The following is a 13,435-nucleotide window of genomic DNA, read 5'->3' as shown; positions in this document are numbered from 1 at the left end:
GTGCCAACTGGAGTTTACCGGTAGACACTGCAGCTAGGCGGGTTGACCGGTCGTGTGAAAGTAGGGTCCCCCGGTGACCGATCTGCCTGTCTCCCGGCGTTCTGTCCTGCGGTCCGCCGCCTTCGCGGGGGCGCTCGCCGTGCTGCCCGGCCTGCTGTCGGCGTGCGGGCCGGCCGAGCAGGAGGCGGGGACGGCCGCCAAGAAGAGCCTCGACGTCCTGCGCGTCGCGCTGCCCTCCTCCATCGGGTCGCTGGACGCGGCCAAGGAGGCGGGCATCATGAACTACGTCGTGGCCCTCCTCGTGCAGGAGTCCCTGGTCGGCGTCGGCCCGGACGGCAGCCTCCAGCCGTCCCTGGCCGAGTCCTGGGCCAGGAAGGACGCCACCACCTACGTCTACAAGCTGCGCCCCGGCGTGACCTTCTCCGACGGCAGCCCGCTCACCGCCGCCGACGTGGTCGCCAGCCTGAACCTGCACGCCAAGAAGGGCTCGACCACCGCCTTCGCCTACGCCTACGCCAACGTGGACACGATCGAGGCCACCGGCGACGCCGAGGTGACGATCAAGCTCAAGAGCCCCGACGCGGCCTTCGCGTGGGTGCCGACGCCCGGCACGCTGCTGGTGACCAGCTCGAAGTTCATCGAGGCCACCGGCGAGCGCATCGGCACGCCGGAGGGCAAGCTGCTCGGGACGGGGCCGTACAAGGTGGCCGAGTTCGCCCCCGACTCGCACGTCACGCTGGACCGCAACGACGCCTACCGGGGCGGCAAGCCGGCCTTCCGGCAGATCAGGATCGACTTCATCCCCGAGGAGTCCACCCGGCTGCTGGCCATGCGCGGCGACAACGTGGACGTCGCGCTCAACGTGCCCGCCGAGCAGATCGACCAGTGGAAGGCGGTGCCCGGCGCGCAGGTGCTGACCGCCGCCGACCGCTCGCTGGTCACGCTGGCCTTCAACACGGCCAAGAAGCCCTGGGACGACGTGCACGTGCGCCGGGCCGTCGCCCACGCCGTGGACCGCGAGGGCATCGTCAGGAGCGTGCTGCGCGGCCACGGCAAGGTCGCCACCGCCGTCCCGGACCCGGCCCAGTGGGGCGGCGTGCTGGACGAGGCCGAGGTCACCGCCCTGTACGCGGCCATCCCCCAGTACGGCTTCGACCTGGCCCAGGCCAAGGCAGAGCTGGCGAAGTCGGCCACGCCGCAGGGGTTCGCCGACACGCTCACGTACCCGAGCAGCGGCCCGCAGCTCGGGCGGGCGGCGCTCACCCTGGCCGAGAACCTCAAGACCATCGGCATCACGCTGGAGGTCAAGGAGGTGCCGCTCGAACAGTGGATCGCCGACCTCGGCAAGCACGGCTCCGGCGTCTACCTCGGCTGGTACTTCGCCACCACCGGCGACCCCGCCGAGTACGTCCAGCAGCTCCTGCACGGCGGCGCCACCGGCGAGAACGGCACCAACATCGCCGAGTACGACAACGCCGAGGTGACCGGCCTGCTGGACCAGGCCAAGGCGGGCACCGACGACGCCGCCCGGGGCAAGCTGCTCGGCCAGGCGCTGGTCAGGGCGGCGGCGGACGTGCCGTACCAGCCGCTGTGGTGGGGCGAGGCGGCCACCGCGTTCGGCAGGGCGGTCACCGCCGAGGGCTTCGGGCCCTACTTCTTCGTCGGCCCGTGGGCGACGAAGGTGGCCGCACGCTGATGACCGACCCTATTCAAGTGCATCAGGCGCTGGCCGGGATGCGCTATCCCGAGTCGGTGTCGCTGCACCCCGGCGGCGACCGCGTCGCCTGCGTGATCGACGGCGTCGCGTACGTCGTCGGGCTCGACGGCGCCATGGAGGCCGCGGGCGACTGCCACGGCCCGGTCCGCTGGCTGCCCGACGGGCGGCTGCTGCGCACGCCGTCGCCGTCCGAGCTGGCCGTCGAGGGCTGGCGGGCCCGCGTGGACGGCGAGATCGAGGACCTGATCCCCGGCGACGACGGGACCGTCCTGGTCCGGCTGGCCGACCCCGGCAGCGAGCGCGACGGCAGCCATCTGGGCCTGCGCGTGCACGACCCGTCCGACCCCTTCGTCCTGACGCCGGGCGGCCGGCTGCGCCGCCTGGCCTGGTTCGAGATCGGCGACGACCGCCCGCGCGAGCTCGCGCTGCCCGGCCTGACCGTGTGGGACGCCGACTGGCGCGGACGCCGAGCCCTGGCCGTGACCTCGGAAGACGAGACGCCCGCCGGGTACTACCGGCCCCGGCTCGACCTGGTCGAGGACGGCGAGGTGCGCACGTTGCACCGCACGTCCTGGCAGCTCGCCCGGCCCCGGCTGGCCCCGGGCGGACGGGCCGCCGTGGTGGTCGAGGGGCTGTCGATCGTCTCGGGCCGCGTCCTGCGGGCCGACCTGGTCACGGGGGAGGTCGCCTACCTGGGCGACCTGGACGACGTCACCGACCTCGGCTGGCTGGACGACGACACCCTGTGGTTCACCGGCTGGTCGGGCACCGGCGTGCACGGCGGGGTGCTCAGCGCCGCCGACGGCCGCGTCCTGAGCCGCTGGACGGCCCGGGGAACGCTGGGCGGCCGCGACGGCCAGCCCTCGCTGTCCGTGGACCGCACCGGCACGGTGGCCGCGGCCTGCTGGGAGAGCCCCGAGCAGCCGCCCGAGGTCGCCGTGGCCGTGCTGCGGGAAGGCGACTGGCGTGCGGTCACCGCGCTCAACGCCGGGCTGGCCGGGCTGGCGGCGCACCAGGAGGAGATCACCTGGACGGGCCGCGACGGCCTGCCGGTCAGCGGCCTGCTGCTCACCACCCCCGGAGCCGGAGAGGGACCCAGGCCGCTGGTCGTCATGGTGCACGGCGGGCCCACCTGGTTGTGGTCCAGCTCGTTCGCGCCCGCCGAGTCCAACCAGCTCGCCGTGCCGCTCGCGCACGCCGGCGCCGCCGTCCTGCTGCCGAACCCCAGAGGCAGCAGCGGCCGCGGCCAGGACTACGCCCGCGCGGTCATCGGCCAGGTCGGCGCGGCGGACCTGGACGACGTGCTGGCCGGCGTGGACCACCTGGTCGCCGCGGGCATCGCCGATCCCGGCCGGACCGCGGTCATGGGCCTGAGCTACGGCGGATACCTGACCGCCTGGGCCGTCACCCGCACGAGCCGCTTCCGCGCCGCCGTCGTCATGTCCGGCGTGAGCGACTGGCTGAGCTTCTCCACCGCCAGCAACCTCGCGGGCGGCTTCGACCCGCTCTACCACGCCGGGGCCGACCCGGCCACCAGCGAGGGACGCGAACGCCTGGCCGCCCGCTCACCCGTGCACCACGCCGCCAAAGCCGCCACCCCGACCCTGATCCTGCACGGCGAGCGCGACCGCACCACCCCACCCGGCCAGGCGGAACAGCTCTATCGTGCCTGGTCGGCGGCGGGCGTGAGCACTCAGCTGGTCCTCTACCCTCGGGAGGGTCACGAGCTGGTCGAGCCCGCCCACCGCAGGGACGCGGCGGAGCGCGTGATCGGCTGGCTGACCGGGGGCGGGGTGTTGTGATGGGCTGGGCCGGGTTCCTGCTGCGCAGGTCCGCGGGCACCGCGGCCGTCGTGCTGCTGCTGTCGGCCGGCGTGTTCGGCCTGCTCTACCTGGCCCCGGGCGACATCCAGCAGACCCTGCTCGGCACCCGTCCGGCCACCGCCGACACGATCGCCGCCCTGCGGGGCCGCTACCACCTCGACGACCCCGTCGCCGTCCAGTACCTGCGCTGGCTCGGCGGCGTGCTCGGCGGCGACCTCGGCACCTCCATCAGGACCGGCCAGCCGGTCGCCGGGATGCTCGGCGAACGCCTGCCGCGCACGCTCGTCCTGACCGGCTACGGCACGCTCCTGGCCGCGCTGGCGGGCCTGCCGCTCGGCGTGCTGGGCGCGCTGCGCAAGGGCCGGGCGAGCGACCGCCTGGTGGTGACCGCCGGGGTGGTGGGGCTGAGCGCGCCGCCGTTCGCGGTCGGCCTGCTGCTGCTCGTGGTGTTCGCGCTCGGGCTCGGCTGGTTCCCCGTCTACGGCACGGGGGAGGGGTTCGCGAGCGAGTTGTGGCACCTGACGCTGCCCGCCGTCGCGCTGGCGGCCGGGGCGGCCGGGATGCTGCTGCGCTTCAGCAGGGCCGCGCTCGTCCGCGAGCTGGACCAGGACTACGTGGTCTTCGCCCGCGCCCGCGGCCTGAGCGCGCCCGTCGTGCTCGGCTACGCCATGCGCAACTCGCTGGTGCCCGTGCTGACCGCGGCCGGGCTCGTCGTCACCGGCATGCTCGCCGGGACCGTGCTGGTGGAGGTCACGTTCGCGCTGCCGGGGCTCGGGTCGCTGCTGGTCGACTCGGTCACCTTCAAGGACGTGCCGGTGGTGCAGGCGCTCGCGCTGCTGCTCACCCTCCTGATCGCCGCCGTCAACCTGCTGGTGGACGTCGCCTACTCGGTGGCCGACCCGCGCGTGCGGCTCGGCGGGGGCGCGTCGTGACCGCGCCGGCCCGTACGCGCGGGCGTGCCGTGATCCGCCGGTTCCCGATCGCCGTGCCGCTGGCGCTGGCCGTGCTCGTGGTCGTCGTGGCCGCCGCCGCGTTCGCGCCCTGGCTCGTCCCCGGCGCCACCGCGCAGGACCTGATGACCGGCATCTCCATGCCCGGCCCCGGCCACCCGCTCGGCACCGACGACCTGGGCCGCGACGTGCTGAGCCTGCTCGTCGCGGGGGCCCGCACCGCCGTGCCGGGGGCGTTCGCCGTGGCCGCCGGCTCCATGCTGATCGGCAACCTGCTCGGCCTGGCCGCCGGCTACTTCGGCGGCTGGCCGGACACCCTGGTCATGCGCTGGGCCGACCTGATGTTCTCGCTGCCCGCGCTGCTGGTCGCGATCGTCGTGGCGGGCGTGCTCGGCGGCGGTTACGGCCTGGCCGTCGCCGTGCTGGTGGTGCTGTTCGCGCCCACCGACACGCGGGTCGTGCGCGGCGCCGTCCTGGAGCAGCGGCACCGGCCCTACGTCGAGGCGGCGCTGCTCAAGAACCTGTCGTCCTGGCGGATCATGACCCGGCACATCTGGCCGAACATCGTCCCGGTCAGCCTGGCCTCGGCCTTCCTGAACTTCGCCTTCGCCCTGGTCTCGCTGTCGTCGTTGTCCTTCCTCGGCCTGGGCGTCCCGGCCGGATCGCCCGACTGGGGGCGCACGCTGGCCGACAACCGCACCCAGCTGCTGGCCAACCCGTGGGCGGTCATCGCGCCCGGCCTGGCCGTGATCGTCACCGCCGCCGCGCTCAACCTGGTGGGCGACTGGCTGCACGAACGCTTCGAGCGGAGGGCCCGGTGACCATGCTGCGGGTGGCCGACCTGACCGTACGGCAGCCGGACACCGGCCGTACGCTGCTGTCGCAGGTGTCCTTCGAGGTCGCCGCCGGCGAGTCGGTGGCGATCGTGGGCGAGTCCGGCTCGGGCAAGTCGCTGACCGTCCGCGCGCTGCTCGGGCTGCTGCCTGCCGGGCTGGAGTCCACCGGCCTGGTCGAGATCGACGGGCGGCGGGTCGACGACGACCCCAGGGCCAGGCGGCGGCAGCGCGGCGGCACGGTCTCGCTGCTCATGCAGGACCCGTTCACGCTGCTCAACCCCCTGCGCAGGGCCGGCAAGCAGATCGCCGACGGCCTGCCGGACGGCGCCGACCCCAAGACCGAGGTGCCGCGGCTGCTGGCCGAGGTGGGCCTGCCGGGCGAGGTGGCGGGCCGCTACCCGTTCCAGCTCTCCGGCGGCATGCGGCAGCGGGTGGGCCTGGCCTGCGCGCTGGCCGCCGCGCCGCGGATCCTGCTGGCCGACGAGCCGACCACCGCCCTCGACGCCACCACGCAGCGCGAGGTGCTCGCCCTCATCCGCCGCATCCAGCGCGAACGGGACATGACGTTCCTGCTCATCACGCACGACCTGCGGCTGGCGTTCTCGATGTGCGACCGGGTCGTGGTCATGTACGCGGGCCGGGTCATGGAGGTCGGGCGCGCCGCCGAGCTGCGCAAGGAGCAGCGGCATCCGTACACGCGGGCGCTGCTGGCCGCCGAGCCGCCCGCCGACCGGCGGCTGCCGGTCATCCCGTCCGTGCCGGGCTCGGTGCCGGCCCACGACGCGGTGGCCGGGCGCTGCGGGTTCGCCGACCGGTGCGCGCACGCGGGGGAGGAGTGCCGCGCGGGCGTCCCGGCCCTGGTTCCGGTGCCGGGCGCGGAGGTTCGCCTGTCGGCCTGCGTACGGGCCGCCGCGCTGCCCGAGGCGCCGCCGCCCCCGCCGGGCGTGCCGTCGCCGCCGCGCACCGCCGCCGCGCCCCTGCTCGCGGTGACGGGCCTGCGGAAGACGTACGCGGGCGCGTCGCGGCCGGCCCTGGCCGGCGTTGACCTGACCGTGGCGCCGGGCGAGGTCGTGGCCGTTGTCGGCGAGTCGGGGTCGGGCAAGACCACGCTGGCCCGCTGCGTCACCGGCCTGGAACGCCCCGACGCGGGCGTCGTCACCCTCGACGGGCTCGACTGCTCCGACCCCACCCGCATGTCCCGGCAGGCGGTGCGCCAGGCCCGCCGGACGGCACAGATGATCTTCCAGGACCCGTACTCGACGCTCAACCCGGCGCGTACCGTCGGTGCGACGCTCAAGGAGGCGCTCGCCGCCGACGGACGCCCCACGGACGTCGGCGCGCTGCTGCGCCTGGTGGGCCTCGACCCCGCGCTCGCCCGCAAGCGCCCGGCCGGCCTGTCGGGCGGCGAGCGGCAGCGCGTGGCCATCGCGCGGGCCGTGGCCGGCGAGCCCCGCCTGCTGGTCTGCGACGAGCCCGTCTCCGCCCTCGACGTCTCCGTGCAGGCGCAGGTGCTCACCCTGCTCGCCGGGCTCAAGGAACGCCTGGGCATGGGCCTGCTGTTCATCACCCACGACCTGGCCGTCGTCCGCCAGCTCGCCGACCGCCTGTACGTGCTGCGCGCCGGCGAATGCGTCGAGACCGGCGACGTGGACCGGGTGCTGGACGCCCCCGCCCACCCCTACACCCGCGAGCTGCTGGCCAGCGTGCCCGACGGAAGCAGCCGCTGGCCCGGCTAGTCGTAGGAGATCAGCGTGAGCATCCGGCAGCCGCGCTCGCCGGTGGCGTAGACGTGGTCGACCTCGGCCCCGAACCGCACCGCGTCGCCCTCGCCCAGCCGCACCGACCACGTGTCGCTCTCGACCGTCACCTCGCCGGACACCACGTAGGCGTGCTCCACCGACCCGTGGCCGTGGGCGCTCCTGGCGCTGCGCGTCAGCGGCGGCAGCTCGCCCTCGGCCAGCTCGAACCGCCGCCGGTCGGCCGCGGCGAACAGGCCGCGCACGGTCGTGTCGCCCACCGTCACCGGCAGGCCCTCGCTCCTGCGCAGCACCTCGGGCTCGGCGAGCCGGGTACGGGTCAGCTCGGCGAAGGTGAGCTCCAGCGCCCCCGCCAGCCGGGTCAGCACCTCGATCGTCGGGTTGGCCACGCCGCGCTCGATCTGTGAGATCAGCGCCTTGCTCACCCCGGTCAGCTCGGCCAGCTCGCGGACGCTGAACCCCCGGGCCAGCCGCGTGCGCCGCAGGTTGCCCGCCAGCGCGCCGCGCACCCCGGCGGCCTGCCCGTTGGTGACCGCGAGTTCCTGCCGCACGTGGTGAGTCCTTCCTGTCCCGGCGTCCACCCCCATCATGCCCTGCGCGTCAGGCCGTCTTGTCCAGGAAACCGGACACCGCGGAGACGAACGCGCCCGGGTCATCCACCCACGGGAAGTGCCCCGCGCCGGGCAGCGTCACCAGCGTGGCGTCGCGGAACAGGGCGGCGAAGGGCCGCGCGTGCAGGCGGCAGGGGTGGACGTCCAGGTCGCCGGTCAGCAGCAGCACCGGCGCGTCCAGCGCGGCCAGCCCGGCCCTGACCTCCTCGGGCGGCACCGGGGACGGCGCGTAGAAGCCGTCCGCCGCGGCCTCGCCGCACTCCTGCTCGGCACTGGCGGAATGGGCCGCGGCGCGTTCGGTCCAGGGGCCGTAGAAGAACCGGTGGCGCTCCACGCCCTCCTCCGCCAGGAACTCCGCCAGGGCGGCGGCGTACCACGGCTCGTGCGCGCGCAGCTCCAGGCCGGCCTGCCAGTCCTCCTCGGTCGGCGTGAGACCGACGGCGACCGGCGAGGGCGCGACCAGGCACAACGACCTCAGGCGGGCCGGATGCAGCCCGGCGTACCGGACGGCCACGTTCGCGCCCGCCGAGTGCGCCAGCAGGTCCATGCGGTCCAGCCCCAGGTGCTCCCGCAGCGCCTCGACGTCCTCGGCCAGCCGGTCCCACCGGTACGTCCCGGGGTCAGCCGGGATCGCCGAGTCGCCGGTGCCCCGGCCGTCCAGCCGGATCAGCCGCCGGGGCAGGCCGCCGAGGTCGCCCAGGTAGACCGAGGCGCGGCCCGGGCCGCCGGGCACGCACACCAGCGGCTCGCCCGTCCCGGACACGTGATAGGCCAGCTCGGTCCCGTCGTGGGCGAGAAAGGAGGGCATGGGGCGATTATGCCGGGTGCCCGTGGTCGTCGGGCGGCGGATCCTCGAACCGCGGCCGCTGCGGCGGGCCGCCGCTCACCGACCGGACGATCGTCGCCGCGACGTGGTGCACCTTGAGGTTGCGGTCCTGGGAGACGTTGCGCAGGATCTCGAACGCCTGGTGCGCGGTGCACCGGCGCTGCGCCATGACGATGCCGATCGCCTGGTCGATGACCGGGCGGGTGCCGAGTGCCTCCTTCAGCTGCGCCGCCACCTCCCGCGTACGGGCCGCGCCGATCGCCACGTCGAACAGCACGCCGATCGTCGAGGCGCTCACCTGCGCCGCGACGTGCGTCCGCGCGGCGAAGCCGCCCGCGCCCGCCGAGTAGAGGTTGAGCGTGCCCAGCAGCCGCCCCTGGGAGGTCAGCGGCTCGGCGTGCAGGCTGAGGATCCCGTGCGGCTGCGGGGAGAAGGACCCCCAGCGGCCGTCGTCGGGCGCCAGGCCGGCCGCCGTGACCGCGCGCCCGGCCTCGATCGCGTCGAAGCTCGGCCCCCGCCCGGCCGCCGACTGCATGCCGTCGAGCATCCCGGCGCGGGCGTGCGCGCACGCCGCCGGACGGATGCCGCGTTCGGTGCACAACGTCACGCTGACCAGCGGAGAGTCGGGCATCGCCCGGGCGGCGACGACGACACTCCGCGCCAGTGCCCGTTCGAACTCGTCGATTCCGGCCGGAACAGCGGTCCTGTTCAACAAATCCCTCGCGCTCGGCTGCGGCTCACGCCTGCGACCAGACAGCCTGCCCCTCCAGCGGGGTTCTAAGCGGGCCCCGCCGGAGGTTTTCCCGGGACTTCTCAGGCGAGGTAGGCGTCGACCTCGGCCAGGTAGGCGTCCTTCAGGTGCCGCGGCAGCCAGGTGATCTCGAACGCGTTGCGCTCCAGCCGGGCCAGCTCCTCGCGGGTGAGCTGCAGCTCCTCCTGCAGCGCCACCAGGTTCTCGCCCACGTACCCGTTGAAGTACGCCGGGTCGTCGGAGTTGATCGTCACCCGCACGCCGAGCTCCATGAGCTTGCGGATGCCCTCGGCCTTCATGGAGTCGGTGACGTACCCGTTGGAGATCGGGCAGCAGGTCAGGCCGATGCCGCGGGCCAGCACCAGGTCCACCAGCCGCTGGTCCTCCAGGATGTTGACGCCGTGGTCGATCCGGTCGACGCCGATCTCCTCGATCGCCTGCCGGATGTGCTCGATCGAGTTGTCCTGGTCGACGTCGCAGTGCATGGTCAGCAGGTAGCCCTCCTGGCGGGCCCGCTCGTACACGGCGGCGAACTTGGCCGGCGGGTTGCCCTTCTCGTCGGAGTCCAGGCCGATGCCGACGATCCACTCCTTGTACGGCAGCGACTCCAGCAGCGTCGCCATCGCGTACTCGGCCTGGAAGTCGCGCAGGAAGCACATGATGAGCTGGGCCCGCACGCCGAGCTGCCGGTCGGCGTCGATCAGCGCCCGCCACAGCCCGCGGATCACCACGTCGAACGGCACCCCGCGCGAGGTGTGCGCCTGCGGGTCGAAGAAGATCTCGGCGTAGCGCACGTTCTGCTCGGCGGCCTTGCGCAGGTAGGCCATGGCCAGGTCGTAGAAGTCGGGCTCGGTGCGCAGCACCTGCATGCCCTCGTAGTAGACCGTGAGGAAGGAGGGGAGGTCGTCGAAGGAGTAGGCGGCCCGCATCTCCTCGACCGACGTGTAGGGCAGCGCGATGCCGTTGCGCCGGGCCAGGTCGAACTTGAGCTCCGGCTCCAGCGTGCCCTCGATGTGCAGGTGCAGCTCGCACTTGGGGAGACCGGCGATGAAGTCCTTCATGATCAAACCTCCGTGAGGATGGGGTCGACGACCTCGAGCCGTACGCAGTCGACCAGCCCGAGGTCGGTGACGGCGTAGTCGGGGATCGCGGTGATCGACAGGAAGAACAGGTACATCAGCGGCGCCGGCAGCGTGCAGCCCAGCTCGCGGGCCAGGTCGTCGAGCCGCTCCTCCAGCACCGCCATCTCGGCGGCCGGCAGGTCGGAGACGATGCCGCCGACCGGCAGCGGCAGCAGCGCCCGCACCTCGCCGTCCACCACCACGGCCTGGCCGCCGCCCTGCTCGGCGACGGTGTTGACGGCCAGCGCCATGTCCTCGCGGGAGGCGCCCACGCAGATGATGTTGTTGTCGTCGGGCGCCGCGCTGGTGGCGATCGCGCCGGCCCGCAGGCCCATGCCGCTGACCATGGCGACCGGCTTGTTGCCGGTCTTGCCGTAGCGCTCGACGACCGTGACGAGCAGCGCGTCCTGCTCCACGGACGGCTCCACGACGCCGTCGGTCACCGGCAGGGTCACGTCGCGCCTCCGGCGGACGAAGACCTGCTCGGTGAAGCCGAGGGTCAGCACGGTCGCCTGCTCGCCCTCGGCGCGCAGCACCAGGTCGCCGGCGGTGACCGGGGCGATCGGGAACGGCCGGACCGGGCCGCGCTCGGGGGCGGGCGTCGGCGTGACCATCCGGCCGTCGCGGGCGGCGGGCACGCCGCCCGCGATCACCTCACGGACCCGGAAGTCCTCCAGCGAGTCGACGATCAGGACGTCCGCGAACCGGCCGGGGGACAGGCTGCCCACCAGGTGGTCGATGCGGTACATCTCCGCGCAGTTCACCGTGGCCATCTGGATCGCCGTCACCGGGTCGACCCCCGCCGCGACCGCCATCCGGACGAGCTTGTCCATGTGGCCGCCCGCCAGCACGTCGGCGGCGTGCACGTCGTCGGTGCAGAACGCCAGCCTGCGGGCGCCGGCCAGGGCCACGGCCTTGATGTTCTCGTCGAGGAAGTGGGCGACGGAGGACTCGCGGATGATGCCGTACATGCCGCGGCGCAGCTTCTCCAGCATCTCCTCGTGCGAGTACGACTCGTGGTCGAGCCGCACCCCGGCCGCCGCCAGCCCGCTGATCCGGCGCGGGTCGGACAGCGGCGCGCAGCCGAACACCGGCAGCCGCCGCTCCCGAGCCAGGTCGAGGGCCTCCATGACGGCAGGATCTGAGTGTTCCACCATCTCCTGGACGGTCTCCCAGATCCCCACACATTCCGGCCATTCGTGGGCGATCCTGTGCTCAGCCGGACCGAACGGATGCCCGACGGTCGACTCCGGCACGGTGTAGGGCGCCTTGGCGGGTGCACCCCACCAGATTCGCATGCCGGTCGCCGCCGACTCGTCCAGGAAACGCCGGACGCCCGGCAGCCCCTCGGCCACGAGGATCTGGTCCAGCCCCGACACCACGCTCGTCGTGCCGAACGGCACCACCAGGTCGGCGAAGCTGGTGACCGACAACTTGCTGCACTCGATGTGCAGGTGCCCGTCGATCAGACCGGGGACCAGGTAGCCGCCGCGGGCGTCGATCACCTCGGTGTCCGGGCCGCGCTCCAGCACCGGCTCGACGGCGGCGATCCGGCCGCCCACGATGCCGATCTCGGCCGGGTAGAGCTCGCCGGTCAGCACGTTGACGAGCGTGCCGTTCGTGATGATCGTGTCCGCGGGCCGCCGCCCGTACGCCACGTCCAGCAGGTCGCGGTCCATCATGCCTCCACAGTCCGTACGGCGGGCCGTGGCACGAGCAGCGCGTACGCCGCACCGGCCACCAGGAAGCCCGCGAAGATGCTGAAGTCGCTGCCGCCCGTCGCCTCCGACAGCGGCCCGACGAAGACGGCCGAGTTGATCCACAGGGCCGCCGCCACCATGCCCAGGACCTGCGCGATGATCGCCGGCCACCGGACCTGGCCGGGCGCCTGCTCGTCGAACAGCGCCTCGGCGTCGTAGCGTCCCCTCCTGCGCAGCCAGTCGGTGATGTAGACCCCGGCCCAGGGCGCCAGCCAGATGATCAGCAGCGCGAGGAAGTTGTTGAGCATGGTGTTGAAGCTGTTCGAGGTGACCGCCACGAACGTGATGAGCACGCAGAGCACGAGGTCGCCGACGACCGCCACCCAGCGCTTGACCTTGATCCCGGCCGCCTGCAGGTTCAGCCCCGAGGAGTACAGGTCGGTGGTGTTGACCGCGAACAGCGACACGATCGCCAGCAGCAGGTACGGCACCACGAACCACTGCGGCAGCGCGCCCGGCAGCCCCGAGATCGGGTCGGTGTTGTCCTTGACCACGGTCGCCACGGCCGCCCCGAGCGTCATCAGCAGCACGTACGGGACGAACCCGCCCAGGGCCGCGTACCCGAAGACCGCCTTCCTGGAGGAGTTCGCCGGCAGGTAGCGGGAGTAGTCGCCGCCCAGCGGCCCCCATGACAGCCCGCCCGCCGACATGATCATCGCGATCGCCATCGTGAACGTGGCGAAGTCCGCCGACCCGCCGCCGCCCCCGAGCTCCACCTTGGGCGCGATCAGGATCGCCATCAGGCCGAACAGCACGACGAACACCCAGGTGAAGTACTTCTGCGCCTTCATCACCGCGGCGTGCCCGATCAGCGGCAGCACGAGCTGGATCGCCGCCGCCACCAGGATCACCACGACCTTGAGCCCGAGCCCCTGGTCGCTCACCCCCGCCTGCTCCAGCAGCGACAGCGCCGCGAATGTGATGAGCACCATGCCGCCGGCCTCGAAGCCCACCATGTTGAGCCAGCCGAAGAAGCTGAGCACGCGGGCGCCCTTGGGGCCGTAGGCGGCTCTGGAGACCGCCATGGTGGAGGTGCCGGTGGCCGGGCCCTGCAGGCTGGTCAGGCCGACCAGCGGGAACGACAGCAGGTTGCCGATGACGATCGCGATGACCGCCTGCGTGAAGCTGAGCTGGAACGCCGCCACGATCGTGATGCCGTAGACGAGGGTGAAGATGCCCATCGTCGTCCCGGACCAGAGGAAAAGCAGGTCACGCGGGCGGCCGTACCTTTCGCCGGCCGAGACCAGTTCGATCCCGCGTTGTTCCATGGCCCCTCCTGAGGG

General features: G+C 73.4%; 11 protein-coding genes. 5 read left to right on the top strand and 6 right to left on the bottom strand.

Going from position 1 to position 13,435, the window contains the following annotated elements; genetic code table 11:
* Window positions 1–73: 73 nt before the first annotated feature.
* Genes ACIBK9_RS22760 through ACIBK9_RS22740 form a run of 5 tightly spaced genes read left to right on the top strand, consistent with a single transcriptional unit; the run spans window position 74 to window position 7,062 of the window.
* A complete protein-coding gene (locus ACIBK9_RS22760) occupies window positions 74–1,696 on the top strand; it encodes an ABC transporter substrate-binding protein (RefSeq protein ID WP_397160865.1) in 1,623 nt (540 codons plus the stop codon).
* Complete coding sequence (locus ACIBK9_RS22755; protein WP_397160863.1) at window positions 1,669–3,519, top strand: prolyl oligopeptidase family serine peptidase; 1,851 nt, start codon at window positions 1,669–1,671, stop codon at window positions 3,517–3,519. The genes ACIBK9_RS22760 and ACIBK9_RS22755 overlap by 28 nt, the downstream gene beginning before the upstream one ends.
* Window positions 3,519–4,472, top strand: a complete 954-nt coding sequence (locus ACIBK9_RS22750; RefSeq protein ID WP_358298405.1) for an ABC transporter permease — start codon at window positions 3,519–3,521, stop codon at window positions 4,470–4,472. Before ACIBK9_RS22755 ends, ACIBK9_RS22750 begins: the two co-directional genes overlap by 1 nt.
* Window positions 4,469–5,311, top strand: coding sequence for an ABC transporter permease (locus tag ACIBK9_RS22745; RefSeq protein ID WP_387682081.1), 843 nt, complete (start codon window positions 4,469–4,471; stop codon window positions 5,309–5,311). The genes ACIBK9_RS22750 and ACIBK9_RS22745 overlap by 4 nt, the downstream gene beginning before the upstream one ends.
* 2 nt (window positions 5,312–5,313) lie before the next feature.
* A complete protein-coding gene (locus tag ACIBK9_RS22740) occupies window positions 5,314–7,062 on the top strand; it encodes an ABC transporter ATP-binding protein (protein WP_397161077.1) in 1,749 nt (582 codons plus the stop codon).
* Here ACIBK9_RS22740 and ACIBK9_RS22735 read toward each other — a convergent pair.
* From ACIBK9_RS22735 to ACIBK9_RS22710, 6 genes are all read right to left on the bottom strand, one after another.
* Window positions 7,059–7,634 (bottom strand): helix-turn-helix domain-containing protein, encoded by a 576-nt coding sequence (locus tag ACIBK9_RS22735; protein ID WP_397160860.1) that lies wholly within the window; start codon window positions 7,632–7,634, stop codon window positions 7,059–7,061. The two genes, ACIBK9_RS22740 and ACIBK9_RS22735, sit on opposite strands and share 4 nt — an antisense overlap.
* Before the next feature lie 49 nt (window positions 7,635–7,683).
* Complete coding sequence (locus ACIBK9_RS22730) at window positions 7,684–8,502, bottom strand: alpha/beta fold hydrolase (protein ID WP_397160858.1); 819 nt, start codon at window positions 8,500–8,502, stop codon at window positions 7,684–7,686.
* Window positions 8,503–8,509: 7 nt separating this feature from the next.
* Entirely contained in the window at window positions 8,510–9,232 is a 723-nt protein-coding gene (locus ACIBK9_RS22725; protein WP_397160856.1) for a GAF and ANTAR domain-containing protein, read from the bottom strand.
* A 101-nt stretch (window positions 9,233–9,333) separates the two neighbouring features.
* Window positions 9,334–10,332, bottom strand: a complete 999-nt coding sequence (locus ACIBK9_RS22720) for an adenosine deaminase (protein WP_397160854.1) — start codon at window positions 10,330–10,332, stop codon at window positions 9,334–9,336.
* Between the two features lie 2 nt (window positions 10,333–10,334).
* Window positions 10,335–12,074, bottom strand: a complete 1,740-nt coding sequence (locus ACIBK9_RS22715) for an adenine deaminase (protein WP_397160852.1) — start codon at window positions 12,072–12,074, stop codon at window positions 10,335–10,337.
* Complete coding sequence (locus ACIBK9_RS22710) at window positions 12,071–13,420, bottom strand: cytosine permease (RefSeq protein ID WP_364340261.1); 1,350 nt, start codon at window positions 13,418–13,420, stop codon at window positions 12,071–12,073. The genes ACIBK9_RS22715 and ACIBK9_RS22710 overlap by 4 nt, the downstream gene beginning before the upstream one ends.
* Between the last annotated feature and the right edge of the window lie 15 nt (window positions 13,421–13,435).

The sequence above is a fragment of the Nonomuraea sp. NPDC050227 genome (assembly GCF_044459705.1).
Classification (GTDB): Bacteria; Actinomycetota; Actinomycetes; order Streptosporangiales; family Streptosporangiaceae; genus Nonomuraea.
This window is presented reverse-complemented; position numbering and strand designations above follow the sequence as displayed.

Coding starts and splice junctions, on each gene's coding strand:
- ACIBK9_RS22750 (WP_358298405.1), top strand. CDS start 3,519: ATGGGCTGGGCCGGGTTCCTGCTGCGCAGGTCCGCGGGCACCGCGGCC.
- ACIBK9_RS22740 (WP_397161077.1), top strand. CDS start 5,314: ATGCTGCGGGTGGCCGACCTGACCGTACGGCAGCCGGACACCGGCCGT.
- ACIBK9_RS22730 (WP_397160858.1), bottom strand. CDS start 8,502: ATGCCCTCCTTTCTCGCCCACGACGGGACCGAGCTGGCCTATCACGTG.
- ACIBK9_RS22720 (WP_397160854.1), bottom strand. CDS start 10,332: ATGAAGGACTTCATCGCCGGTCTCCCCAAGTGCGAGCTGCACCTGCAC.
- ACIBK9_RS22715 (WP_397160852.1), bottom strand. CDS start 12,074: ATGATGGACCGCGACCTGCTGGACGTGGCGTACGGGCGGCGGCCCGCG.
- ACIBK9_RS22710 (WP_364340261.1), bottom strand. CDS start 13,420: ATGGAACAACGCGGGATCGAACTGGTCTCGGCCGGCGAAAGGTACGGC.